The 23680-nt window shown below is 72.4% G+C and carries 22 protein-coding genes and 1 tRNA gene; 7 read left to right on the top strand and 16 right to left on the bottom strand.

Annotated elements, in window-relative coordinates; genetic code table 11:
• Positions 1-30 precede the first annotated feature (30 nt).
• Positions 31-552 carry a universal stress protein gene (locus ABZ565_RS12930; protein WP_361024472.1) on the bottom strand — a complete coding sequence of 174 codons (522 nt, stop codon included), beginning with the start codon at positions 550-552 and terminating at the stop codon, positions 31-33.
• Positions 553-1462: 910 nt separating this feature from the next.
• On the opposite strand from ABZ565_RS12930, the gene ABZ565_RS12925 reads away from it, so the two are divergent.
• The 3 genes from ABZ565_RS12925 to ABZ565_RS12915 all read left to right on the top strand — a co-directional run bounded on the left by ABZ565_RS12925 (position 1463) and on the right by ABZ565_RS12915 (position 3466).
• Positions 1463-2665, top strand: a complete 1203-nt coding sequence (locus tag ABZ565_RS12925; protein ID WP_361024469.1) for a helix-turn-helix domain-containing protein — start codon at positions 1463-1465, stop codon at positions 2663-2665.
• Between the two features lie 10 nt (positions 2666-2675).
• Complete coding sequence (gene orn / locus ABZ565_RS12920) at positions 2676-3278, top strand: oligoribonuclease (RefSeq protein ID WP_143616102.1); 603 nt, start codon at positions 2676-2678, stop codon at positions 3276-3278.
• Between the two features lie 115 nt (positions 3279-3393).
• Positions 3394-3466 (top strand) — tRNA-His (locus ABZ565_RS12915).
• A gap of 55 nt (positions 3467-3521) precedes the next feature.
• Here the strand turns inward: ABZ565_RS12915 and ABZ565_RS12910 are convergent.
• Complete coding sequence (locus ABZ565_RS12910; RefSeq protein ID WP_361024465.1) at positions 3522-4388, bottom strand: MBL fold metallo-hydrolase; 867 nt, start codon at positions 4386-4388, stop codon at positions 3522-3524.
• Positions 4389-4524: 136 nt separating this feature from the next.
• Here ABZ565_RS12910 and ABZ565_RS12905 point away from each other — a divergent pair, with 136 nt between their 5' ends.
• The gene (locus tag ABZ565_RS12905) at positions 4525-4956 is read left to right on the top strand and encodes a MarR family transcriptional regulator (protein WP_361024462.1); all 432 of its coding nucleotides are present in this window, start codon (positions 4525-4527) and stop codon (positions 4954-4956) included.
• On the opposite strand, the gene ABZ565_RS12900 is transcribed toward ABZ565_RS12905, so the two are convergent.
• The 8 genes from ABZ565_RS12900 to ABZ565_RS12865 form a co-directional block, all read right to left on the bottom strand.
• Positions 4917-5123, bottom strand: a complete 207-nt coding sequence (locus tag ABZ565_RS12900) for a DUF397 domain-containing protein (RefSeq protein ID WP_361024459.1) — start codon at positions 5121-5123, stop codon at positions 4917-4919. The two genes, ABZ565_RS12905 and ABZ565_RS12900, sit on opposite strands and share 40 nt — an antisense overlap.
• Positions 5124-5149: 26 nt before the next feature.
• On the bottom strand, positions 5150-5728 hold the full coding sequence (locus ABZ565_RS12895) for a hypothetical protein (RefSeq protein WP_361024456.1): 579 nt from the start codon (positions 5726-5728) through the stop codon (positions 5150-5152).
• Positions 5729-5784: 56 nt separating this feature from the next.
• A complete protein-coding gene (locus ABZ565_RS12890; protein ID WP_361024453.1) occupies positions 5785-6816 on the bottom strand; it encodes a LacI family DNA-binding transcriptional regulator in 1032 nt (343 codons plus the stop codon).
• Between the two features lie 243 nt (positions 6817-7059).
• Positions 7060-8526 carry a GH1 family beta-glucosidase gene (locus ABZ565_RS12885; protein WP_361024450.1) on the bottom strand — a complete coding sequence of 489 codons (1467 nt, stop codon included), beginning with the start codon at positions 8524-8526 and terminating at the stop codon, positions 7060-7062.
• A 123-nt stretch (positions 8527-8649) separates the two neighbouring features.
• Complete coding sequence (locus ABZ565_RS12880) at positions 8650-9570, bottom strand: carbohydrate ABC transporter permease (protein WP_361024447.1); 921 nt, start codon at positions 9568-9570, stop codon at positions 8650-8652.
• Positions 9571-9586: 16 nt separating this feature from the next.
• Entirely contained in the window at positions 9587-10585 is a 999-nt protein-coding gene (locus tag ABZ565_RS12875; protein WP_361024444.1) for a sugar ABC transporter permease, read from the bottom strand.
• A gap of 164 nt (positions 10586-10749) precedes the next feature.
• Entirely contained in the window at positions 10750-12075 is a 1326-nt protein-coding gene (locus tag ABZ565_RS12870) for an extracellular solute-binding protein (protein WP_361024441.1), read from the bottom strand.
• Between the two features lie 536 nt (positions 12076-12611).
• Positions 12612-13307: an FCD domain-containing protein gene (locus tag ABZ565_RS12865; protein ID WP_361024762.1), complete on the bottom strand. Its 696-nt coding sequence runs from the start codon at positions 13305-13307 to the stop codon at positions 12612-12614.
• A 175-nt stretch (positions 13308-13482) separates the two neighbouring features.
• Between ABZ565_RS12865 and ABZ565_RS12860 the strand changes: the two genes are divergently transcribed.
• Positions 13483-15279, top strand: coding sequence for a 2-isopropylmalate synthase (locus ABZ565_RS12860; protein WP_361024438.1), 1797 nt, complete (start codon positions 13483-13485; stop codon positions 15277-15279).
• Positions 15280-15412: 133 nt separating this feature from the next.
• On the opposite strand, the gene ABZ565_RS12855 is transcribed toward ABZ565_RS12860, so the two are convergent.
• The 3 genes from ABZ565_RS12855 to ABZ565_RS12845 all read right to left on the bottom strand — a co-directional run bounded on the left by ABZ565_RS12855 (position 15413) and on the right by ABZ565_RS12845 (position 19118).
• Entirely contained in the window at positions 15413-16888 is a 1476-nt protein-coding gene (locus ABZ565_RS12855; protein WP_361024435.1) for a cellulose binding domain-containing protein, read from the bottom strand.
• Between the two features lie 128 nt (positions 16889-17016).
• Positions 17017-18417 carry a HAMP domain-containing sensor histidine kinase gene (locus ABZ565_RS12850; protein WP_361024432.1) on the bottom strand — a complete coding sequence of 467 codons (1401 nt, stop codon included), beginning with the start codon at positions 18415-18417 and terminating at the stop codon, positions 17017-17019.
• Entirely contained in the window at positions 18414-19118 is a 705-nt protein-coding gene (locus ABZ565_RS12845; protein WP_361024429.1) for a response regulator transcription factor, read from the bottom strand. The genes ABZ565_RS12850 and ABZ565_RS12845 overlap by 4 nt, the downstream gene beginning before the upstream one ends.
• A 68-nt stretch (positions 19119-19186) precedes the next feature.
• Here ABZ565_RS12845 and ABZ565_RS12840 point away from each other — a divergent pair, with 68 nt between their 5' ends.
• Positions 19187-19726: a hypothetical protein gene (locus ABZ565_RS12840; RefSeq protein ID WP_361024427.1), complete on the top strand. Its 540-nt coding sequence runs from the start codon at positions 19187-19189 to the stop codon at positions 19724-19726.
• A 17-nt stretch (positions 19727-19743) separates the two neighbouring features.
• On the opposite strand, the gene ABZ565_RS12835 is transcribed toward ABZ565_RS12840, so the two are convergent.
• Complete coding sequence (locus ABZ565_RS12835) at positions 19744-20652, bottom strand: fused MFS/spermidine synthase (protein WP_361024424.1); 909 nt, start codon at positions 20650-20652, stop codon at positions 19744-19746.
• A gap of 78 nt (positions 20653-20730) precedes the next feature.
• Positions 20731-21120 carry a hypothetical protein gene (locus tag ABZ565_RS12830; protein WP_361024759.1) on the bottom strand — a complete coding sequence of 130 codons (390 nt, stop codon included), beginning with the start codon at positions 21118-21120 and terminating at the stop codon, positions 20731-20733.
• Between the two features lie 251 nt (positions 21121-21371).
• Here ABZ565_RS12830 and ABZ565_RS12825 point away from each other — a divergent pair, with 251 nt between their 5' ends.
• Positions 21372-22751 (top strand): tetratricopeptide repeat protein, encoded by a 1380-nt coding sequence (locus ABZ565_RS12825; protein ID WP_361024421.1) that lies wholly within the window; start codon positions 21372-21374, stop codon positions 22749-22751.
• A 94-nt stretch (positions 22752-22845) separates the two neighbouring features.
• Here the strand turns inward: ABZ565_RS12825 and ABZ565_RS12820 are convergent, their stop codons facing one another.
• On the bottom strand, positions 22846-23442 hold the full coding sequence (locus ABZ565_RS12820) for a histidine phosphatase family protein (protein ID WP_361024418.1): 597 nt from the start codon (positions 23440-23442) through the stop codon (positions 22846-22848).
• Positions 23443-23680: the final 238 nt, after the last annotated feature.

Here is a 23680-nt window from a genome sequence, read left to right as displayed (position 1 = left end):
GGCGCCACGGCGCCCGGAACGGCCTCCGGGCTACGGGATGACCACGACCGGCCGCTGGGCGCGGCGGGCCAGGCGGCCGGCCACCGAGCCGAAGATCTTGCCCACCAGGCCGTGCGTGGAGCCCACCACGATGGCGTCCGCCGAGTACTCCCGGCCGACCTCCTCCAGCTCGTGGCAGATGTCCCCGCCGCGCTCCACGAGCACCCAGGGCACCTCGGCGAGGTAGTCCGCGCAGGCGAGCTCCAGGCCGAGGACCTCGGTGCGGTGGTCCGGCACGTCGACGAAGACGGGGGGCTCGCAGCCCGCCCAGACCGTGGTCGGCAGCCGGTTGGCGACATGGACGATGATCAGACCGGAGCCCGTCCTGCGGGACATGCCGATCGCATAGGCGAGGGCCCGCTCGCTGGACGTCGAGCCGTCGAAGCCGACGACGACCCCATGCCGGAAGGCGGGGTCGCACGGACGGCGCGCTTGTTCGGCCGCCAGCGGTTCCGACAGAGGGTCGGCTACCTGCTTGCGGTCCGCGGGTTCGGGGATTTCGTGACCGGCCATCGGTGTCTCGGCGAAGAGAGTCCTCGTGAGGAGAGCGGCGTGGAAGTGCGTCAGCGGGCGGTGTCGTGGTGTCCGGGAATCATCTTCCCAACCCCTTACCCCCAAGGGTACGGCGCCACTCCTCCATTGCCCGCCCCGCGCACGGCGCGTGCGGCGTTTTCCGGAGCATGCCCGAGACCGGGCCCCGATGGCAATGCCGGTTGCCCTCTACACAGACGTACCGGCCCCCGCCCCGGCCCCTTGCGGCGCCCGGCGGAAGGGGCCCGGACGGGCTCGTGCGGACGGTCCGGGGCGTCGCCCGCAAGGAGCGGAACCCACCCTTCCGGGGGACTCGGCCGGCTCGGGGGCTCCGTCCGGAACCCACCGGGCGGTCTGCTCCCGGGACGGCCGGGAGAGCGGTATTCGGCTGCCCGGCCGGGGCACCCCCCGGCCGGGCGCGCCGGCCCCGCCGCCGGGGCCGCCGACGCCTGCGAGGGGGCGTGCGGGAGCGGGCGGGCGCCCCGGGTTGTGCGCCGGTAGAACGACTGATTTCCGCACACGCGACCGTACATTTTCAGCCAACTTCAGGGACCGGTCGATTCCTTGTCGAAATGGCCGATCAACCCCCTTGCCACCAGGCAGGAAGAGACCGGGCGGTACGCTTCCGCCCAATGGGGACGGGCCATGAACGCCGGACGCACTTCCCTGCACGAGCCGCGAGTGAAACGCTTCGTGATCGAACGCTTCCCGCCAGGTGGCCTTGTCGACAATGAGCCGGTTGGTGAACTTGTCACGACGGCACCACGGGACGCAGTAGATTCGATCTTGGGCGTCGAAGGCCGGGGACTCGTGCACGACCGAGGGGACATGTGCAGGTGCGACAGGCCCGTAAGGACCAGGAAGACGCGAACACCGAGGGGGGCTTAGCGTCATGAGCCAGGACTCCGCCACCGCAACGGAGGCTGTACGGAAGCTGGGCGGAAGACGACGCCGGGAAGTCGTCGCCGTCCTGCTCTTCAGCGGTGGCCCCATCTTCGAGAGCTCCATCCCGCTGTCGGTGTTCGGAATCGACCGCCAGGACGCGGGAGTTCCGCGCTACCGGTTGCTGGTGTGCAGCGGTGAAGAGGGACCGCTGCGCACCACCGGCGGACTCGAACTGACCGCGCCCTACGGGCTGGAGGCGATCAGCAGGGCCGGCACCGTCGTGGTGCCCGCCTGGCGCTCGATCACCTCTCCGCCGCCCGTGGAGGCGCTGGACGCGCTGCGCCGCGCCCATGAGGAGGGCGCCCGCATCGTCGGCCTGTGCACGGGGGCCTTCGTGCTCGCCGCCGCCGGGCTGCTGGACGGCCGCCCGGCCACCACCCACTGGATGTACGCACCGACGCTGGCCAAGCGCTATCCGTCGGTGCACGTCGACCCACGCGAACTGTTCGTGGACGACGGGGACGTGCTGACCTCCGCCGGGACGGCGGCCGGCATCGACCTGTGTCTGCACATAGTCCGCTCGGACCACGGCACGGAGGCCGCCGGGGCGCTGGCCCGCCGGCTCGTCGTGCCGCCCCGGCGCAGTGGCGGTCAGGAGCGCTACCTCGACAGGTCTTTACCTGAAGAGATCGGCTCCGACCCGCTCGCCGAGGTCGTCGCCTGGGCGCTGGAGCATCTGCACGAGCAGTTCGACGTGGAGACGCTGGCCGCGCGTGCCTACATGAGCCGGCGGACCTTCGACCGGAGGTTCCGCTCGCTGACGGGCAGCGCGCCGCTCCAGTGGCTGATCACCCAGCGGGTGCTCCAGGCACAGCGTCTCCTCGAGACGTCCGACTACTCGGTGGACGAGGTCGCGGGCCGCTGCGGCTTCCGCTCGCCGGTCGCGCTGCGCGGGCACTTCCGCCGCCAGCTCGGCTCCTCCCCCGCCGCGTACCGGGCCGCCTACCGGGCCCGCCGTCCGCAGGGCGGGGTGCCGGAGCCGGTCATGGTGACGGAGGTGGCGGTGCCCGCCCAGGGCACCTCCCAGAGCCGCCGTACCGCCGTCCCCGGTCCGTCCGGCGCCGCACCCGCGGCGCTGGACGCGAAGGCGGGCACCGACGTGTTCGCCTCGGGGCGCCCGGCCCTGCCCGGGCAGCGGAGCGCCCCGTAGGGTGGAGCCCATGAACGACCGCATGGTGTGGATCGACTGCGAGATGACCGGGCTCTCGTTGACGGAAGACGCACTCATCGAGGTGGCCGCGCTGGTCACCGACTCGGAGCTGAACGTGCTCGGCGAAGGGGTGGACATCGTGATCCGCCCGCCGGACGCGGCGCTGGAGACCATGCCCGAGGTGGTGCGGCAGATGCACACCGCCTCGGGCCTCCTCGACGAGCTGGCCGGCGGCACGACGCTGGCCGACGCCGAGGAGCAGGTCCTCGCCTACGTGCGCGAGCACGTGAAGGAGCCCGGCAAGGCGCCCCTGTGCGGGAACTCGGTCGGCACCGACCGCGGCTTCCTGTCCCGGGACATGCCCCTCCTGGAGGGCTACCTCCACTACCGGATCGTGGACGTCTCCTCCATCAAGGAGCTGTCCCGCCGCTGGTACCCGAGGGCGTACTTCAACAGCCCGGAGAAGAACGGCAACCACCGGGCGCTCGCCGACATCCGCGACTCGATCACGGAGCTGCGGTACTACCGCGAGGCGGTCTTCGTCCCGCAGCCCGGCCCGGACTCCGAGCAGGCGAGGGCGGCCGCCGCGCGGGTCTCCCGGCCTCGCCCCTGAAGGCGCTGGTCACGGCCCTCCCGGGGGCCGCGGCCCCCCGCCGGGAAATGAGTGCGCGAGCACCCTCCCGGACCCTGTACACTTTTTCTCGGCCGGTCGGAAACGCCCGGACGCGGTGGGTATAGCTCAGATGGTAGAGCACCTGGTTGTGGTCCAGGATGTCGCGGGTTCGAGTCCCGTTACTCACCCTGAAGGATCAGCCCGACCTGTGAGACACAGGTCGGGCTGATGCGTTTCCCGGCCCTACGCGAGGCCGTCCGCGGTCTCCAGTGGACGCCAGACCGGTCCGGCCCCGTCCGGTACGACCCGGCCGAAGACCGCGTCCGCGAAGTGGACGCCGAAGGCGATGGTGCCCGGCTCCGCCAGCTCGGCGACGAGGCGGCGGCGGTGCTCGGCGGAGCCGGCCGGGTCGTGGTCGTAGACGCAGGACCACTCGGGGCGGTCCATCTGGACCGGTGAGTGCAGGGAGTCCCCGAAGGCGATCAGCCGCTTCCCGCCTCCGGTGATGACGAACTCCGCGTGGCCCGCGGTGTGTCCGGCGGTGACCCGGACCCGGACGCCGGGGAAGATCTCCTGGCCGTCCGCCACCGTACGGACGTGGGGCGCGAGGGTGTCCGGGCCGTCGCCGGGCTCCCGGGCGGCCCATTCCGGTTCCGCCACCAGGTACTCGGCGCGGGCGAAGAGGCGTCCATGGGTGGCCCAGCCCGTGTGGTCGGGGTGGAGGTGACTGAAGGCGACGGCCTCGATCCGGTCCGGAGCCCGGCCGAGCGCGGCCAGGCCGGCCGGGAGGTCGCCGCCGCGCATGGCCCCGTTGGGGGTGGCCGGGTCGGCCGGGAGCGTGTGCGGCCCGAGGCCCGCGTCGATCAGCAGCGCGCGGTCGCCGTGCTCCACCAGGAGACCGCCGACGCTCGCGACCAGGTGGCCGGTGGCGTCCAGGTACTCCGGGTGGGCCGCCCAGAACGCGTCGGTGCTCTCCGGCAGCCAGGCGGTCGGCCGGCCCTGGATCGCCCCGTCCGGCACGAAGGAGACCGTGAGGTCGCCCAGCCGCAGGGTGCTCGGGCCCGCCGGGCGCCGCAGCCGTTCGTCCGGGCCGGCCGTGGAAGTCGTCATGGTGTCGCTCCTCGTTCGTCGCTGCGTGCCGGGCGCCGCCGGGCCGTGCCGCGGCGACTGCGCCCACCGTAAGCATCGAACTAGAAACATTCAAGTTGTAATTATTCTTGCTTGATGAACTTGCTAGAATGAGTCCATGACGACACCCCCCGAAGCACAGGCCGCCGCGGAGCGGGAGCTGTGCGGGCTGGTGAACGGGCTGGCCGCCCGGATCGCCGATCACGTACGCAAGCGCGCCGTCCCCCTCGGCCTCACCGCCGCCCAGGCGACGGCGCTGCGCGAGATGACCGGGCCGATGACCATGCGCGAGCTGGCCGAACGCATGAGCTGCGAGCCGTCCAACGCCACCTTCGTCGTCGACAAGCTGGAGAAGCGGGGGCTCGTCGAACGCCGCCCCCACCCCACCGACCGGCGCGCCCGGCACCTCGTACTGACGCCCGAGGGCACCGGCGTACGCACACGGCTCCTGGAACTCCTCACCGAGGACTCACCGCTGGCCGGGCTCGGCCCGGGAGGGCAGCGGGCCCTTCAGGAGCTGCTGGAGAAGACGGTCGCCCGGCCGACGTGACCGACGAACTCCGTCCACGCGTCCGGTGCGAAGGCGAGCGCGGGGCGGGACGGGGTCTTGGAGTCGCGCAGGCGGACCGCTGCCGCGGGGCCGGGGGGCAGTGCCACCTCGACGCAGTCGGGGCCTGCCGAGTCGCAGTAGGTGGACCTGGTCCAGCGCTGGGTCATGATTCGCTCCTCCGCACGGCGCCCCCTCACGGGGCACCGTAGCCGTCGGGCCGGGCGACCGGGAGCGCCGAGACTCCCAGCTCCCGGCGCATCGTCTGCCGCACCTCGTACAGGCCCTCCGAGGCCCGTTCCAGCCGTTCCCTGATGTCCTCCAGGGACTCGTCGGCCGCCTCCCCCTGCTCGTGCCGGCCGAGCAGGGCGTGGATGCGGTGCAGTTGGTGCACGACACCGCCCGCGACGGCCAGCACGTCGTCGCTGACCACCATCTGCGCCTCGGCGTAGACGTCGCGCAGGACGCGGCGGGGCTCCTCCCGCTCCCGGCCCTGTCCGGGGCGCGCCTCCCCGGCGGCCAGAGCGAAGTAGTCCTGCGACAGCACGGAGTGGAACTGGCGCAGGCGCTGGTTGAACACCGCGTAGGAGGCGCGCCGTACGGCAAGGTTCTCGCGGCGTTCGTCCGCCAGCAGCTCCTCCCGCCGCAGCCGCTCCGCACGGTCGAGCTCCACCGTCTTGGCCCGCAGGGCGCCGCGGTGCGCCATCACGCCGGACATGAGGGTGCCGGCCACTCCCACCACGGCGACGACCAGAGCGGTCAGAGAAGGGTCCACCCCTCAGAAACTACTCGAAGTGCGCGCCAGACAGACCGAGTTGAGGCGACCCGGCCTCACGACGAGTCGCGGACCACCAGCTCGGTCGGCAGCACGATCTGCGCCCGGTCCGCGTTCTCGCCGGCGATCATGTCGAGCAGGACCCGGGTCATGGTGCGGCCCATCTCCTCGATCGGCTGGCGCACGCTGGTGAGGGCCGGGTCCATGTGACGGGCCACGGCCGAGTCGTCGAAGCCGATGAGGGCGACGTCGTCCGGGATGCGGCGGCCGGCCTCGCGCAGGACCTGGCGGGCACCGGCGGCCATCACGTCGGAGGCGGCGAAGACCGCGTCCACGTCGGGGCGGCGGGCGAGCAGGTCGCGCATGGCCTGGGCGCCGCCCTCCTCGGAGAAGTCGGCGGGGGCGATCAGCCGCTCGTCGGGCTCCAGGCCCGCGTCGCGCACGGCCTGGCGGTAGCCGTCCAGGCGGCTCTGGGAGGCGTAGACGTCGAGCCGGCCGGTGATCGTGGCGATGGAGCGGCGGCCGCGCGAGGCGAGGTGTTCCACGGCCCCGCGGGCGCCCTCGAAGTTGTCCGAGTCGACGGAGGACAGGGACTCGGCGGCGGATCTGCGGCCGTTCATCACGGCGGGCATGCCGAGTTGTTCCAGCAGGTCGGGCAGCGGGTCGTCGGCGTGCACGGAGACCAGCAGCACGCCGTCCACGCGGTGTGCGGTGAGGTACTGAGCGAGCCGGCGGCGTTCGCGGTCGCTGCCGACGAGGGTGAGCAGCAGCTGCATCTCCGTATCGGCGAGGGCGGCACCGACCCCGCGCACGATGTCGGAGAAGTACGGCTCCGCGAAGAAGCGGCTCTCCGACTCGGGCACGACGAGCGCGATGGCGTCCGTGCGGTTGCCGGCCAGCGCGCGGGCCGCGCGGTTGGGCACGTAACCCAGCTCGGCGACGGCGGCTTCGACCGCCTCCCTGGTGTGGGCGCTGACCCGGGGCGATCCGTTGATGACGCGCGAGGCCGTACCCCGCCCGACCCCCGCCCGCGCCGCGACCTCTTCGAGCGTGGGCCGGCCCCCGCTCCGTACTCGCGCTGCCGTCATGGCTGCCTCCCGTTCGCGGTCAATTTCTCACAGTCGGATAACCAAACCAAGTCCTGGTGTTGGTTCCCTTGACACTCTGCGGGACCGGTCGGCCGCTCCCCCACTCCTCTTATGGGAGCGCTCCCACTCTACGCGCGTGGTCAAGCGGATCGCACAGGCCGGGCGGGCGAATGGGCCGAGACCCGGCACGGGTGCCGGGTCTCGGGGGAAGGCAGCGGTACGGACAGGACGTACCGGAGTGGATCAGGCGAGGTCCTCCAGTGGCGGGAGGGCGTGACGGCGGATCACGTCGGCGTACCAGTGGGCGCTGGCCTTCGGGGTACGGCGCTGGGTGGCGTAGTCCACGTACACCGCACCGAACCGCTTCGCATAGCCGTACGCCCACTCGAAGTTGTCCAGCAGCGACCAGAGGAAGTAGCCGCGCACGTCCGCGCCGTCGGCGACCGCGCGCTGCAGGGCGTCGAGGTGGCCGTGCAGGTAGGCGATGCGCTCGGGGTCCTGCACCCGGCCCTCGGGCGAGACGTAGTCGTCGAACGCGGCGCCGTTCTCGGTGACCATGAGCGGGATGCCGGGGTGCTCGCGGCTGACGTCCATGAGCAGGTTGTAGAGCCCGTTGGGGTCGATCGACCAGTTCATGGCGGTGGTCGCCTTGCCCTCGGCGAGGTGGAAGGCGACGTGCTCGGAGCCGGGCCACGGGGAGAAGCTGCTGGCGCCGTGGACATCGTTGCCGGAACCGCTTCCGCCCTGCTCGGGCGTGGAGACCAGGGTCGGCGTGTAGTAGTTGATGCCGAGGACGTCGACCGGGCGCGCGATGGCCTCGAGGTCGCCGTCCTGGACCAGCTTCGACCAGTCCACCACGTGCGCGGTGTCCGCGAGCAGGTCCTCCGGGTAGGCGCCGTGCAGCATCGGGCCGGTGAAGACCCGGTTGCCGACCGCGTCGATGCGGCGGGCGGCGTCCGCGTCCTCGGGGCTCGGGGTCAGCGGGCGGACCTGGTGGAGATTGAGGGTGACCGAGGTCTGCGCGGTAGCGGGGAGTTGACCGCGCAGAACCTCGATCGCCCGGCCATGGGCGAGGTTGAGGTGGTGGGCCGCCCGCAGGGCGGACGCCGGCTCGGTGCGGCCGGGGGCGTGCACCCCGGAGCCGTAGCCGAGGAAGGCGGAGCACCACGGCTCGTTGAGGGTGGTCCACATACCGACCCGGTCGCCGAGCGCGCCGGCCATGATCGCGGCGTAGTCCGCGAACCGCTCGGCGGTCGCGCGCTCCGGCCAGCCGCCCGCGTCCTCCAGCTCCTGGGGCAGGTCCCAGTGGTAGAGGGTGGCGACGGGCGTGATGCCGGCCTCCAGCAGCTCGTCGACCAGCTTGCGGTAGAAGTCGAGCCCGCGCTCGACGGCGGGACCGCGGCCGGTGGGCTGGACCCGGGACCAGGAGATGGAGAAGCGGTACGCCTTCAGCCCCAGCTGCTTCATCAGCGCCACGTCGTCGCGGTAGCGGTGGTAGTGGTCGGCGGCGATGTCGCCGGTGTCGCCGTTGCGAACCTTGCCGGGAGTGCGGCTGAAGGTGTCCCAGATGGAGGGCGTGCGCCCGTCCTCGGCGGCGGCACCCTCGACCTGGTAGGCGGCGGTGGCCGCTCCCCAGACGAAGCCCGTCGGGAACGTGGTGGTGGCCTCGGGCACCGGCTTCGGGGCGATGTCAGGTCGTACGGCAGTCATGCGGGAGCGCTCCCAGGGGTGTGAAGGGCAGGGGCGTTGACGGGGTGGGGCTCAGGGGCCGTACGGTCCGCGGGGCGGGCGGGGACCGTACGGCTCCGTGACGGAGAAGCGGCGAGCGGGTGGTCAGCCCTTGACGGCGCCGGACATGATGCCGCCGACGATCTGCTTGCCGAAGATCACGAACACCACGAGCAGCGGCAGGGTGCTGATCAGCGCGCCGGCCATCACGATGCTCGTGTCGGGGGTGTACGAGGCACTGAGCTGGCCGAGGGCCACCTGCAGGGTCGGGTTCTGCTGGTTCAGGGCGAGGTAGGGCCAGAAGAAGTCGTTCCACGCCTGGACGAAGGTGAGCATGCCGAGCACCATCATCGCGGGGCGCGCCACCGGCAGCACCACGCTCAGCACGATGCGGAAGTTGTTCGCGCCGTCGATCTTGGCGGCCTCGATCAGCTCGTACGGCAGCGCCTCGCTCAGGTACTGGCGCATGAAGAACACACCGAAAGCGCTGACCAGGGTCGGGAAGATGACCGCTTCCAGGTTCCCGCCCCAGCCGATGTCGGCCATCATCATGAACAGCGGGACGACGCTGAGCTGCGGCGGGATCGTCAGGGTCAGGATGACGCCGGTCATCAGGACGTTCCGGCCGCGGAAGCGCATCTTGGCGAAGGCGTAGCCGGCCAGGGTGCAGAAGAAGAGCGTCGCCACGGTGATGCAGCCGGCCACGATGACGGTGTTGACGATCGCCTTGCCCAGGTGGGCCTGGTTCCACGCGGCGTCGAGGTTGTGGAAGAGGCGGCCGCCCGGCAGGAACGGCGGGGTGCTGGCCAGCACTTCGTCCTGGGTGTGGGATGCGGCCACGAGGGTCCAGTACAGCGGCAGCAGCGAGCCGAGGCCGACGACGGCCAGGGCGATGTAGGCGAACGGGCCGCCGTTCAGCTGCTTTCCGGCACCGGGCTTGAAGCGGCTCGCGCGCTTCGGTGCGCGGTGGACGGAACGCGCCGGGAGGCCGGGCTCCGAGACTTTGGTGGGGCTGGTGATGGTCATTGGATTTCGCTCCCGGTCAGACCGCGGATTTGCTTACGAAGCGGCCGATGAGCCAGTTGACCGCGGCGATGATCAGCAGGAGGGCGAGCATCGCCCAGGCCACTGCGGCGGCCGGACCGAGGTGCCCGAGATTCCAGCCGTAGTTGTAGAGGTAGACGCTGAGGGTCTCGTACTGATTCTCGTTGCCGCCGGTGGCGCCGAGCGTGCCGCCCTCCAGCAGCATGGGCTCACCGAACAGCTGCATGGAGCCGATGGTCGAGATGACGATCGTGAAGAGGATGGTGGGCCGCAGCGAGGGGATGGTCACCTTGCGGAACTGCTGCCAGCGCGAGGCGCCGTCGAGCGAGGCCGCCTCGTACAGGTCGGACGGCACGGCCTGCATCGCGGCCAGGTAGATCAGGGTGTTGTAGCCGGTCCAGCGCCAGATCACGATGACCGAGATGGCGATCTTGGACGTCCAGTGGCCGTTGGCCCAGTTGGTGTCGCCGAGGCCGACGAAGTGCAGCACCCAGTTGAGCAGGCCGCCGTCGGCCCGGAAGACCAGGGCGAAGACGAGGGCGGCGGAGGCCACCGAGGTGGCGTACGGGGTCAGGATGACCGTGCGCCAGAAGGTGCTGGCCCGCAGCTTGTAGTTGAGCAGGTGGGCCAGGCCGAGCGCGACGAGCAGCTGCGGGACCGTCGACATCACACCGATCAGGAAGGTGTTGCTGACGGCCGTCCAGAACTCGGAGTCGTGCAGGATCCTGTCGAAGTTGTCCCAGCCGACCCAGTCCATCTGGTTCATGCCGGTCATCTCGACCCGGTGCAGGGCGATCCAGCCGGTGTAGATCAGCGGGTAGAGCCCGAAGGCGCCGAAGACGAGGAAGAACGGGGCTATGTAGGCGTACGGCGACGCCTTGTCGTCGAACCGCCAGATCCGGCTGCGCCAGGTCTGCCGGCGGGAGTCCACCGGTTTGTGCTGGGAGCCGCGGGGTGGCGGCGCGTATGCGTCCCGGGTGGGAGTCGAGGTGGCCACGAGCGGGATGTCCTTCCCTGGATTTGCTTGAGTTACCCGGGCACGGGGATGGCTGGGCCGTTACGCCGCACCCCTCAGGAACACGCGGGCGCGGGCGGCCCGGGGAGGGGCCGCCCGCGCCCGGGCGGGTCCGGCGGATCAGGCCGGACACGCCCTGGCGAACGTCAGCCGATCACCTTGTCGATGGCCTTGGTAGCGGCCTCCCACGCGTCGTCCGGCTTGGTGCCGCGCTGCTCCATGTTGTTGATCTGGGTGGAGATGGTGTCCTTGATCGCAGCGTCCTTCGGGCCGAGGATCGTCTCGGGGATGGACTTGGCCTCGTCGGCGTAGAGCTGGCCGATCGGGGCGTTGTTGAAGTACGGCAGGGTCGCGTTCTTCACGTCCGCCAGCTCGTACGCGCCCGTGTTGGACGGGAAGGAACCGATCGCCTTGAAGACGGCGGCCTGCTGCTCGGGGGCGGTCAGCCACTTGACGAGCTTGGTGGCCTCGTCGACGTTCTTGCCGGCCTTCGGGACGCCGAGGAAGGAGCCGCCCCAGTTGGCCGCGGTGGTGCCGGGGGCGGTGGTGATGTCCCACTTGCCCTTGTTCGCGTCACCGGCGTTCACGGAGATCTGGCCGGCCATCCAGGCGGGGCAGACCACGGTGGCCATGGTGCTCTTGCGGAGCGCGGCCTTCCACGGGTCGCTGAACTGGGCGAGGCCCTGGGACAGCTTCTTGTCCGCGGCCTCGGCCGCCAGGTTCCAGCCCTGCTGGACGCTGGGGCTCTCCTTGTAGATCGCCTTGCCGCTCTCGTCGTAGTACTGCTTCGCGTTGGAGCTGACGACGGCGTTGTACATGGCGCTGGCGGAGTCCATGAAGTACGTGCCCGCGGGGGCCTTCTTCTTGTACTCCTCACCGAGCTTGAGGTAGTCCTCCCAGCCGCCGGAGATCTTGGCCGCGACCTCCTTGCGGTCGGTCGGCAGACCGGCCTTCTTGAACAGCTCGGCGTTGTAGCAGAGCGACATCGGGCCGATGTCGGTGCCCGCGCCGATCACCTTGCCGTCAGACGTGGTGGCCTGCTTCTCCTTCCACGACACGAACTCCTTGACGTCGATGACCTTGCTCAGGTCGGCGAACTGGTCCGCCTTGGTGTCGACGAGCTCCTTGATGCGGCCGACCTCAAGCCCCTGGACGTCGGCGAGACCGCTGCCCGAGTTCAGCTGCTGGAGCAGCTTCGGGTAGTAGACCTTCTCATCGGCGGTGGTGTCTTCCTTCACCGTGATGTTCGGGTGCAGCTCGTGGTACTTGGCGAAGAGACCGGCTTCCTTGTAGCCGAACTGGCCGTAGTCGGCGACGGTCAGCGTGATCTTCCCGTTCGCGCCGGAGGACTCGTTCGAGTCGGAGTCGTCGCTGCTGCAGCCGGTCAGCAGCAGCGCCGAAGCGGTCAGGCCCGTGGTGGCCAGGACCGCAACTCTGCGGCTCCGGCCGGCGACGGTGCGGGTGATACGCATTCCACTACTCCTTGTTCCAGGGTGGGACTGGCTCACTGCGTGGCATACGCGCTGGTGAGTGCGGGTGCCTGATGGTTTGGGGGGAGTACACGGGCAGTGCCGTTCACGCGAGAAATTCCCGTGTGATGTGGGAGCGCTCCCATGCGTCGATGTCGGAAGATTGCTGCCTTCGGGGGGTGGGTGTCAAGAGTTGAAGACGCTTCCGTTGCGCGAGCGTGTCCTGCAAGTCACGAGACCGTGTCCGGCCGAAGGCTTGCCAAAGCGGTCCGCCACGTTCCGGCGGACAGCGGATTTCCGAATTCCCGCAGGTGGGGGCCGGGTTGAGGTTGGATCTTGGTCGAGGGCCCGCAGAAAACCGGCTGCTGTGCCGGTTTTTCGGCACGGGCCGGAAACAGCCCGCCAGGGCTTCGGGGGCCCCGCCGGGAAGTGAACGGGGTACGGCACGGAGGGGGCGCGGATGCGGACCTACGCGTTCTTTGCCCGAACTCGGGGGCGTCCCCGGCGCCTTCGGGCCCGGCCGGAGCGCCGCCCCGGAGTCACGTCCCCCGCAGCCGGACCAGCGTGGACTCCAGCTCCTCCTGGGCCGCGCGCGCCGCGGCTTCCGGGTCGCCCGACACGACGGCCGCGACGAGGGCGCGGTGGCCCGCGTGGCCGTGCTGCGGGTCCTGGCGGCGCAGGCCCAGAAGGTCCACGAGGTCGATGAGGCCCTGGCGGAGGGCCGGGACGAACTCGGCGAACAGATCGGTGAGGACCGGGTTGTGCGCGGCGGCCACGACCGCCCGGTGCACCGCGATGTCCGCGTCCACGAAGTCCGCGTCGTCGAGGCCGGCGCCCGCCCTCAACCTGGCGGTGAGCGCCGCGTCGAGGGCGGTCAGGTCCTCGTCGGTGCGGCGGCGGGCGGCGAGGCGGGCGGCCTGGACCTCGATGAGCATGCGGACCTCGTAGACGTCGGTGACCGACGCCCTGCGCAGCCGTACCGGCCAGTCCTCCGTGACGTGATCGGCGACGACGAAGACGCCGGCGCCCTGGCGCGACTGGAGCAGGCCGAGCGTCGCGAGCGTACGGACCGCCTCGCGGACCGTGGAGCGGCCCACGCCCAGCTCGCGGGCGAGGGTGGTCTCGCCCGGCAGCTTCGTGCCGACCGGCCAGTGCCCCTCGGTGATCTGCGAGCGCAGGTGGCTGGTCGCCTGTTCCACGAGGGGGCTGGGGCGGAGAGGGCCGAGCGGGGACACGTCGTTCACCTGTCAGGTTGTCTGAGGGGTTGCGTTCTGGTTACTGTACCGCCCATGACGTACCGCGGTCTCCTCCTTCTCGGCTGCCGCGGCGGGGCCTGAAGCGATCGGCACCCCGCCGCGGGGTGCCGTGCTGTGCCGGTCGCATCCGGCGATGCGAGAAGAGACACCGTTCATGCCCGAGCCCATGTCCGCGGCCACGTCCGACGCCCGGTCCCCGATGCACAGCTTCCCCACCATCTGCACGCCGCGCGGCCCGGTCCCCCAGGCGGCACCCCGCTGGAACCCGCAACGCTCCAGCTCCATGCCCTCGCACCGCTACCGCTCCGCGTACGACCGGGTCGCGGTCCCGCTGACCGGGCGGAGCTGGCCGCACGCCCGTATCGAGCGCGCACCGCTGTGGGTGCCGGTCGACCTGCGGGACGGCAACCAGGCGCTGGCCGAGCCGATGGACACCCCGCGCAAGCGGCGGATGTTCGACCTGCTGGTCGCGATGGGCTTCAAGGAGATCGAGGTCGGCTACCCGTCCGCGAGCCGCACCGACTTCGACTTCGTACGCCACCTGGCGACCAGTGGGGCCGTTCCCGACGACGTCACCGTGGTCGTCTTCACCCCCGCCAAGGCCGACCTGATCGACCGCACCTTCGAGTCCGTGGCCGGCCTGGACCGCGTCGTCGTCCACCTCTACATCGCGACCGCCCCCGTCTGGCGCGAGGTGGTCCTGGGCCGCGACCGGGCCGACGTGCACGGCGTGGTGCTGGACGCGGCCCGGCAGATGGACCGGCTGGCCCGGGCCAGGCCCGGCGCGGACATCCGGTTCCAGTTCTCGCCCGAGGTCTTCAACCTGACCGAGCCGGACTACATCCTGGAGGTCTGCGACAGCCTCACCGAGCTGTGGGACGCCTCGCCGGACCGGCCGGTCGTCCACAACCTGCCTGCCACCGTGGAGATCGGCACGCCCAACGTGTACGCCGACCAGATCGAGTACATGCACCGCCATCTGGCCCGGCGCGACGCGGTGATCCTCTCCGTGCACCCGCACAACGACCGGGGCACGGGCGTGGCCTGCGCGGAGCTGGCGGTGCTGGCGGGCGCCCAGCGGGTGGAGGGCTGCCTGTTCGGCAACGGGGAGCGCACCGGCAACGTCGACCTGGTCAACCTGGCGCTCAACCTGCACGCGCAGGGCGTCGACCCGATGATCGACTTCTCGGACATCGACGAGATCCGCCGCACGGTCGAGCACTGCAACCGGCTGCCGGTGCCGCCGCGCCATCCGTACGGCGGGGACCTGGTGTACACCGCGTTCTCCGGCACCCACCAGGACGCCATCAGCAAGGGCTTCGCCCACCGCGCGAGCAGTGCGTCGGAGCTGTGGGAGGTGCCCTACCTGCCGATCGACCCGGCCGACGTCGGGCGTACGTACGAGGCCGTCATCCGGGTCAACTCGCAGTCCGGCAAGGGCGGCATCGCCCATCTGCTGCGCACCGGCCACGGCGTGGACCTGCCGGCCGGGATGCGGGCCGAGTTCTCCCGTACGGTGCAGCGGTCGACCGACGACAGCGGTACGGAGGCCACCCCGAAGGACCTGTGGAACCTCTTCGAGGCGGCGTACCTGGTCCCCGGTCGGGACGGCGGGGTCGCCCTCACCTCCTGGTCGGCGCAGACCGGGCCGGCCGGTGAGCACCGCTTCGTCTGCACCCTGCGCGTGGACGACCGGGAGGGCGACTACGAGGGGACGGGCACCGGCCCGGTCACGGCGTTCGCGGACGCGCTGGCGGCGGCCGGGGTGGAGGTGGACGTCCTGGACCTGATGGAGCAGGAGCCCTCGGGCCCGCCCGGTACCCGGGTGACGACGGCGTACGCGCGCTGCCGGGCCGGCCGCGAGGAGCGCTGGGGCGCGGGCCGGGACGCCTCGGGCGTGGCCGCGTCCGTGGCGGCGGTGCTGTCGGCGGTGAACCGGGCGCGAGGGTAGCGGACGGCGGAGAGGAGAGCGCCCCGGCCGGGAGGAAGGGGGGGCTCGTCCCGGCCGGGGCAGTGGGGCGCGCACCCCGGCCGGGGGTGGGGGGAAGGGGGCCGGGCCGGGGTGCGCGGAGGGGGGTGTGGTCCTACTTGTACGCGCCGAACGCCTTGGTGAAGGCGAGCGGTTCCTGGGCGATCGAGCTGCACGAGGCGTCCGCGGTGGGCTTGGCACCGCCCGCGCACTCCTTGTCCCGGGTGCCGGACCACATCGCGAGCCAGGCGAGGCCCTTCTCCTTCGCGAAGGCGACGAGCTGGGTGGCGTCCTCGACCTTGAAGACCTCGGTGCTGACGTCGTTCACGCCGATCATCGGGGTGACGGCGACGGCCTTCCACGCCTCGGCGTCGGAGAGCCCGAGCACGCCCTTGATCTGGGCCTGCGTGGCGGTGGCGGCCTGGACGGCGTACGTGCCCATGTCGCCGCTGTAGGAGGCGCCGTAGTCCATCGCCATGATGTTGACGGCGCCGACGTCCACGCCGTTCTTCTTCGCGTCCGCGATCAGGTCGACGCCGGGCTGGGTCAGGCCCTCGGGCATCACCGGCAGCGTGAAGGACACGTCCAGGCCGGGGTGCGCCTTCTGGAGCTGCGCGATGGCCTGCGAGCGGCGGGTGTTGGCGGCGGTGTCGGGGAGCGCGCCGCCCTCGATGTCGAAGTCGACCTTGGTCAGCTTGTACGTGTCGACGACCTTGCCGTACGCGGCGGCGAGGTCGGCCGCCGAGGTGCAGCGCAGGGCCAGTTCGGATCCCGCGGCCCCGCCGAAGGAGACCCGGACGTCGCCGCCGGCCGCGCGCAGGGCGCCGATCTGGGACGCCACGTGGTCGTCGCCGAGGCCGGTGACCCCGCCCCAGAGCGGGGCGCAGCTGCCGCCGGAGGTGATGAAGGCGAGGTTGAACTGCTTGACGCCGGTCTTGTTCGCGGTGTCGACCAGGTCGTACGCGGGGTAGAGCGAGGTGTCCACGTACGGGGCGAAGCGGGCGCCGCTCGCGGTGCCTCCGCCGTCGTCGGTCTTCGTGGGGGTGGGGGTCGGCGTCGGGGTCGCCGTTCCGGTGGGCTTCCCGGTGGGGGTGGCCGTGGGGGCCGGGGTCGCGGACCCGGTGGGGCGGCCGCTGGGTTCGGGGGTGGCGCCGGGGTCCACGGAGCACTTGGCGCCGTCGATGAGGCAGCCGGTGGGGTCGGCCGCGGTGCCGTCGGAGGCGGCGACGAAGCCGACGGTGACGGACTGCCCGGCGGCCAGCTGCTTGTTCCAGCTCGCGGGGCGGACGGTGACGTGGTTGCCGCTGACGGTGTGGTCGCCGTTCCACAGCGAGCCGATCTTCGTGCCCGCCGGGAGGTCGAACTCCAGGGTCCAGCCGGTCTTCGCCGAGCCGGTGTCGTTGGTGACGACGTACTGCCCGGTGTAGCCGCCGGTCCAGCCGCTGGTACGGGTGTACGCGGCGCCGACCGCCGACGCCTGCGCCGTGCCGGTGAGGGCGAACACCGTCCCTCCGATCACCGCGGCCGCGACGACCGAGCCGATCACCTTGGTCCTGGTGCCCATCGTGCGCCGGTGCGTACTGGTGCCCATCGCGTGCCTGCCTCGTCGTACGGGAGTGGGGATGCGGGAGCACGCTAGCGGCTGCGGAACGGGCAAATGGGGCGAGCCGGGCCGGGGTCGAGGTTCTTAGGACTGCCTTAAGGAGCGCATCGGCCACGCTAAAGGTTGGCGCGTCCCACGCCCCGGCGGCGGCGCTGACGGCCCACCCGGTGGCCCCGCCCGCCCCCCTGCGGGCGCTGTCCGTCGAGCCCGATCCAGACCCGGACCTCCGTGCCGCCCAGCACCGAGCGGCCGATGCGCACGTCGCCGCCGGTGGACTCGGCGACCCGGCGCACGATGTCGAGCCCGAGCCCGGTCGAGCCCACCGCGTCCCGGGCCCCGCCGCGCGCCAGGGCCGCCTTCGGGTCGGCGATCCCGCCGCCCGCGTCCGAGACCAGCACGATCACCGCGTCACCGCTGTGGTGCACGTCGACCGCGAAGGCCGTGCCCTCGGGGGTGTGCCGGAAGACGTTGCCGAGCAACGCGTCGAGCGCGGCCGCCAGTTCGGGCCGGGCGACCGGGATGCGTACCGTGCGGTCCACCCCGGCGAGGCGCACCACGCGGCCCTCGTCCTCGGCCAGGGCGGACCAGAAGGCCATCCGCTCGCGGATCACCTCGGAGGCGTCGCAGCCGGCGCCGGGCCCGCCCGGCTGTGTCTGGGGGCGCTGCTCGCGGGCGGTCCGGATGATCGTGTCCACCTCGCGCTCCAGCTGTTCGACGGCCGCCCGGGTCTGCTCGGCCGCGGGGCCCTCGCCGAGCGAGGCGGCGTTCAGCCGGAGGACGGTGAGCGGGGTGCGCAGCCGGTGCGAGAGGTCGGCGGCCAGTTCGCGTTCGTTGGCGAGGAGCTGGACGACCTGGTCGGCCATGGAGTTGAACGCGACGGCGGCGGAGCGCAGTTCGTCCGGGCCCTCCTCGGGGACGCGGGTGCCGAGCCGCCCCTCCCCCAGGTCGTGGGCGGCGCCCGCGAGGCGGCGGGCGGGCTCGACCATGCGGATGCCGAGGCGGTCGGCCACGGCGACCGAGCCGACGACGAGCGCGACGGCGACGCCCGCCAGCATCAGCCAGGCGGTGGTGACCCCGTGGGACACCGCGGCCTCGGGGACGAACACCTCGACCACCGCGATGTCCTTGGGCCCCACCGCCGTCGGCTGGAGCAGTACGGAGCCGCCGGTGACCCCGGTGATCGTGGCGCGGCCCGAGACCCGTACGGTCTCCAGCTCCTCGGGGGTGGCGCGGCCCCTGCCGATGTCGACCGCGATGCCGTCGGGCTCGCCGGAGGCCGGGATGTGGACGGCCATCCGGCCGGCGGCGCCCGGTTCGGTGGTGAGGACGGCCTTCTCCAGCTGGGTGCGGTCCGTGGTGATGGACAGCGTGGGGCCGATCGTCGCGGCCTGCCGTTCGGCGTCGGAGAACGCGCGGTCGCGGGCCATCTCCTTGACGACGAGCCCCAGGGGCACGGCGAAGGCGATGACGACCATGGCGGTGACGGCCAGGCAGACCTTGACCAGCGCCCATCTCATGCCGGCCGCTCCGGCGCGGGGGGCTGGAGCTTCACGCCGACGCCGCGCAGGGTGTGCAGGTAGCGGGGCCGGGCCGCGGTCTCGCCCAGCTTGCGGCGCAGCCAGGAGAGGTGGACGTCGATGGTCTGGTCGTCGCCGTAGGACTGCTGCCAGACCTCGGCGAGGAGTTCCCGGCGGGGGACGACGACACCGGGGCGCCCGGCCAGGAAGGCCAGCAGGTCGAACTCGCGGCGGGTGAGATCGAGCGCGGTGCCGTCGAGTTCGGCCTGCCGGCGCAGCGGGTCGACGCAGAGCCCGCCGACCTGGATGACGCGCGGGGGCGGCGCCCCGCCGCCGGCGGCCCGGGCCCGGCGGAGCACGGCGGCCATCCGGGCCGACAGGTGCTCCACGGAGAACGGCTTGGTGAGGTAGTCGTCGGCGCCGTCGTTGAGCAGCCGGACGATCTCGCTCTCGTCGTCCCGGGCGGTCGCGATGATGACGGGCACGTCGGTGATGCCGCGCAGCATCTTCAGGGCCTCGGAGCCGTCGAGATCAGGCAGCCCGAGATCGAGAATGACCACGTCGAAGCGGAAATGGGCGACTTCGCGCAGCGCTTCGAGCGCGGTGCCGACGCTCCGTACGGTGTGACCGGCCTCCGTCAGGTGCCGGATGAGGGCGGAACGTACGAACTGGTCGTCCTCGACCACGAGCACACTGGGCATGGGCGGCACCGTACGCCATCCGATCTGCCCGGGTGTCATGTCCACCTGGTCCGTGGTGCAGGATGTTGATGATGCAACGAGGTCTGGTACACGCGCTGGCGTGGTCGCTCGCCACCGGCGCGGCGGTCACGGTCTCGTGGTGGGGTGTGCACGCCGTGCTCGCGGGCACGGTGTACGACCCGCCGCGCGCGGTCCCGGTCGCGGCGCCGACCACGGAGAGCCTGACGTCCTCGACGCACCGCCCCGCCCCCTCGGCCTCGCCGTCCCCCGAGCCCCGGGCCACCACCCCGAAGCCGCCCCCGCCCCCTTCCCGCAAGCCGTCCCCGTCACGCACCCCGGCGCCCAACACCCCGCGCCCTGCGTCGGGGACGACCGCCGCGGCCGGGCAGGCGCGGAGTTACGCGACCGACGGCGGCCGGGTCGTCTTCGAGATCGGGGCCGACTCGGCGGAGCTGGTGTCGGCGACCCCGGAACCGGGCTGGTCGATGCGGGTGTGGTCCAACACGACATGGATACGGGTCGACTTCACCCGGGACGACGGCACGACGGTCTCCGTCTTCTGCACGTGGAACGACCACGCGCCCCAGGTGGACATCGTCAACTCGTAGCCCGTACGGGAAGGACGTCAGCGGAACGCGTCCGGGGGCGGCGGCGGTGACGGGCGGGCGTCCGCGTCGTGCACCGGGGCCGCGCCGCCGGTGAAGTCCGCGAGGGCACGGCCGTGTTCGACGCGCCCGGGATGCGGGTCGGTCGCGACGCGGCGGGTGAGCCGGTCGATCTCCGGCGCGGTGTCGGAGGCGAGCAGGACCGCGTTGCCGAAGCGGCGGCCCCGCCACACCGTGGGGTCGGCGGCGAGCGCGAGTGCGGGGAAGACCGTGGCGGCGGTGGCGATCTGGCCGCGCAGATGGGCCAGCGGCGGCCCGTCCGCGAGGTTGGCGACGTAACTCCCGCCGGGCTTCAGGACCCGGCGCACCTCGGCGAGGAACTCGGTGGTGGTCAGGTGCGCCGGGGTGCGGGCGCCGCTGAAGACGTCCGCGATGACGAGGTCGGCCCAGCCGTCCTGGATCTTCCCGAGCCCGGCGCGGGCATCGGTGGACCTGACCCGGATCCGGGCCTGCGGGTCCAGCGGCAGTTCGCGGCGGACCAGCTGCACGAGCGCCGCGTCGACCTCGACGATCTGCTGGGTGGACCGGGGGCGGGTGGCCGCGATGTACCGGGCGAGGGTGAAGGCCCCGCCGCCCAGGTGCACCACGTGCAGCGGCTGCCCTGCGGGGGCGACGAGGTCCGCGATGTGACCGATGCGGCGCTGGTACTCGAAGGAGAGGTACGTGGGGTCGTCCAGGTCGACATGCGACTGCGGGGCCCCGTCGATCGTCAGCGTCCAGGCACGCCGGCGCTCCCGGTCGGGCACGAGCTCGGCGAGACCGCCGTCCACGGGCTCGGAGACGTTGCCCTCCGGGGCGGTCCCGCGGCCGGTCCTGCGCTCCGCGCGCCCCTTGCGGTCGCCGCCGCCGGCCGCTCCTCGACGTGCCACTGCTTCTCGCCCTGCCCACTGATCGTCGCGTCCGGTTGACGGGCCGGTCGTGCGACCCGCCGTCCGGCCATTATGGGCTCAGCGGCAGTTGTCGGCGGCCTCGATCAGCCGGGCCGCCTGGTCGAGCGCGACCCGCAGCGCCGCCGGGTCGGTGACCGGGGTGTCCGCGGCGGGCGGCAGCAGCCAGCCACTGCCGGAGACCGGCGGCTCGGCGGGGATGCGCAGCCCCCGGCCGTCGGTCCGCGTACAGGCGCTGCCCGGTACGTCCCAGCCCTGGGCGGTGCCCGGCGGCACCAGGAACCCGAGGGTGTCGCAGGCGCCGTCGTGGATGACCGGGCCCACGACGTCCCGCGCCGCGCCCCGGCGCAGGATGTCCACGGCCTCCAGGCCCTGCCGGGCGGGCACGGTCACCAGGTCACAGGGCTCGTCGGCGGCCGCCGTGCCGCCATTCGCCAGGTCGGTGTGCAACAAGGGACCTCTCCTCTCATCGCCGGGGACGGAGCCGCGCTCCGTACTCCCTCTCCGTGAGGACCAACGCCCCGGAGGCGTCAAGGGCTACGGTGCGACACCGCCGCAAAGGGTGGCAGTTCATGGCGGATCGCGGCCGAGATGCCCGGTTCATCCGGAAACGCTTCGTGTGCGACCTGTCACAGCGGGTACGTTCTTGCTCCGCCGGGACACCGGAAACAACGCCCGGCTCGCACCGAGAGGGCCATGCCATGGTGTCGACACGGGCAGTTCCCAACCTCGCCTTCCGGCGGCTGCGCGGCCCGCGCTCCGCCGGGGAGTTCGCTGCCGCGGTACGCAGGTCCGCTCGCGAGATCGGCGAGCAGGTCGCGTGCGACGCCCGGTACATCGGACGCGTGGAGTCCGGCGAGATCCGCTGTCCCAACTACGCGTACGAGCGGGTCTTCCTGCACATGTTCCCCGGGACGACCCTGGAGGACCTGGGCTTCTCGCCCCGCGCTTCCGTACGCGGGCGAGCGGCCGGGTCCGCGGTGGACGCCCCGCCCCCGACTGCCCCGCCGCCGGAGCCCGGCGGCGACGACGAGGAGAGCGACGTGCTGCGTCGCGTGTTCATGACGAGCGGCACCACCACGGTGGCGGCCGTCTCCCTGGGGCTGGGCCTCGGCGGCCCGGCCGCCGCCCTGCCCCTGCAACGCCGGGTCGGCGATACGGAGGTGAGCGCCGTCGAGCGGGCGGTGCGGCAGATCCGGGTGCTGGACGACCGGCACGGCGGCGACTGGCTCTACCGGCGCGCCTCGCAGCCCCTGCGGACGGCGTACGCGCTGCTCGACGCGGGGACCGTGAACCGGCGCTCCACGGCGGACCGGCTGCACTCCGGCGCGGGTGAGCTGGCCATCTCCGTGGGCTGGCTGGCCCATGACTCGGGCCGCTTCGAGGACGCCCGCTCGCACTACGCGGAGGCGCTGGCCACCGCGCGGCTCGCCGGTGACCCGGCGCTGGAGGCGCACGCGTTCTGCAATGTGTCGTTCCTGGCCCGCGACACGGGGCGGCCGCGTGAGGCGGTGCGCGCGGCGGAGGCCGGGCAGCGGGCCGCCGAGCCGCTGGGCTCGCCCCGGCTGCGGGCGCTGCTCGCGCTGCGGGAGGCGGGGGGCCGGGCGGGGCTCGGGGACCGCGCGGGCTGCGAGCGGGCGCTCGGCCGGGCGCACTCCGCGTTCGCGCGGGGGGCGTCGGGGGCGGACCCGGAGTGGATGAGCTTCTTCCGCGAGGCGGAGCTGGAGATGCTGGAGGCCCAGTGCTGGGCGGCGCTCGGCGACTGGTCCCGGGCCGCGGGCCACGCGGAGCGGGCGGTCCGGCTCCAGGACCCCCACTTCACCCGCAACCTCGCGCTGTACCGCGCCGAACTCACCTGGGACCTGGCCCGCGGAGGCCGCCCCGAGGAGGCGGCGTCGGCCGGCCACGAGGTCTTGGACCTCCTGGACCACGTCCAGTCCTCCCGCATCCGGGCGATACTGGCCGACGCGGTGGGGGCCCTGGGGCCCCGGACGGGGGCGCCACCCGCGGTACGCGACTTCCTGGACCGCTACGAAAGTGTGCCCGCCCGCCCGGTGACACCCAGCCCGTCCGGCGTCTGAGGACGGAACCGGTCGCCCCGGACCGGGGCGCGGGCTTCCGTCCCCGAACGCCGGACGGGCCGCAAGCGCGCACCGCACCCCGCAGGGGTACCGCTCACCGCTCCAGGTGCCCCGTGTCGTTCCATTTCTGGATCGCCGGGGCGCCGTACGCCCAGCCCAGGACGGACAGGGACGTCGGCGCCAGCCAGATGCGCGCGCCGAAGGCGATGTCCTCGCCCAGCCACCGCGCGCCGAGCGCCCGCAGGATGTGGCCGTGGGCGAAGACCAGGACGTCCCGGTCGGCGGACCGCGCCCACTCCACGATCTCGTCGGCCCGGGCCGACACCTCGGCGGTGCTCTCGCCCTCCGGCACCCCGTCGCGCCAGATGAACCAGTCCGGACGGCCCGCCTTGATCTCGGCCGGCGTCATCCCCTCGTACGCCCCGTAGTCCCACTCCATCAGCGCGTCCCACGGCTCCGCGCGGTCGCCGAAGCCCGCGAGCTCGCAGGTCTCGGCGGCCCGGACGAGCGGGCTGGTGCGCACCTCCAGGCCGTCGAGGTCCGTCCACGGCCCCCGGTGCAGCCGCTCGCCGAGCAGCTTGGCCCCCTCGCGTCCGGCGTCGAGCAGCGGGATGTCCGTCCTGCCGGTGTGCCTGCCGTTGAGGGACCATTCCGTCTGCCCGTGCCGGGCGAGCAGGATGCGCGGTGCCATAAAAGGGTTCTCCCTGAAAAAGCTGGGACCTGGGATGCGTAATCTGAGACCTTGTTCCCATCATCCCGTACCTGCCCATGAGGCAACCCGGGGGGCCGCGACGGCGTCCCACTGAGCACAGACGAATCAACGCAGCTGAGGGGTGGCGACCACACCCCCGGGGGACACGCGCCCGACGCGCACCGTACGGTTGAACGCCCGCAGTCGGCCGCATGAACACGTGATGGAGAAGTTCCGC

This window comes from Streptomyces sp. NPDC016469, assembly GCF_040632905.1.
Lineage (GTDB): Bacteria > Actinomycetota > Actinomycetes > Streptomycetales > Streptomycetaceae > Streptomyces.
Note: the sequence above shows the minus strand (reverse complement) of the source record. Positions and strands in the feature narration are given on the sequence as shown.

Excerpts from the sequence above, each read along its gene's own strand:
- ABZ565_RS12930 (WP_361024472.1), bottom strand. The coding sequence starts at position 552 with ATGGCCGGTCACGAAATCCCCGAACCCGCGGACCGCAAGCAGGTAGCC.
- ABZ565_RS12925 (WP_361024469.1), top strand. The coding sequence starts at position 1,463 with ATGAGCCAGGACTCCGCCACCGCAACGGAGGCTGTACGGAAGCTGGGC.
- orn (WP_143616102.1), top strand. The coding sequence starts at position 2,676 with ATGAACGACCGCATGGTGTGGATCGACTGCGAGATGACCGGGCTCTCG.
- ABZ565_RS12910 (WP_361024465.1), bottom strand. The coding sequence starts at position 4,388 with ATGACGACTTCCACGGCCGGCCCGGACGAACGGCTGCGGCGCCCGGCG.
- ABZ565_RS12905 (WP_361024462.1), top strand. The coding sequence starts at position 4,525 with ATGACGACACCCCCCGAAGCACAGGCCGCCGCGGAGCGGGAGCTGTGC.
- ABZ565_RS12900 (WP_361024459.1), bottom strand. The coding sequence starts at position 5,123 with ATGACCCAGCGCTGGACCAGGTCCACCTACTGCGACTCGGCAGGCCCC.
- ABZ565_RS12890 (WP_361024453.1), bottom strand. The coding sequence starts at position 6,816 with ATGACGGCAGCGCGAGTACGGAGCGGGGGCCGGCCCACGCTCGAAGAG.
- ABZ565_RS12885 (WP_361024450.1), bottom strand. The coding sequence starts at position 8,526 with ATGACTGCCGTACGACCTGACATCGCCCCGAAGCCGGTGCCCGAGGCC.
- ABZ565_RS12880 (WP_361024447.1), bottom strand. The coding sequence starts at position 9,570 with ATGACCATCACCAGCCCCACCAAAGTCTCGGAGCCCGGCCTCCCGGCG.
- ABZ565_RS12870 (WP_361024441.1), bottom strand. The coding sequence starts at position 12,075 with ATGCGTATCACCCGCACCGTCGCCGGCCGGAGCCGCAGAGTTGCGGTC.
- ABZ565_RS12860 (WP_361024438.1), top strand. The coding sequence starts at position 13,483 with ATGCCCGAGCCCATGTCCGCGGCCACGTCCGACGCCCGGTCCCCGATG.
- ABZ565_RS12855 (WP_361024435.1), bottom strand. The coding sequence starts at position 16,888 with ATGGGCACCAGTACGCACCGGCGCACGATGGGCACCAGGACCAAGGTG.
- ABZ565_RS12850 (WP_361024432.1), bottom strand. The coding sequence starts at position 18,417 with ATGAGATGGGCGCTGGTCAAGGTCTGCCTGGCCGTCACCGCCATGGTC.
- ABZ565_RS12845 (WP_361024429.1), bottom strand. The coding sequence starts at position 19,118 with ATGCCCAGTGTGCTCGTGGTCGAGGACGACCAGTTCGTACGTTCCGCC.
- ABZ565_RS12840 (WP_361024427.1), top strand. The coding sequence starts at position 19,187 with ATGATGCAACGAGGTCTGGTACACGCGCTGGCGTGGTCGCTCGCCACC.
- ABZ565_RS12825 (WP_361024421.1), top strand. The coding sequence starts at position 21,372 with ATGGTGTCGACACGGGCAGTTCCCAACCTCGCCTTCCGGCGGCTGCGC.
- ABZ565_RS12820 (WP_361024418.1), bottom strand. The coding sequence starts at position 23,442 with ATGGCACCGCGCATCCTGCTCGCCCGGCACGGGCAGACGGAATGGTCC.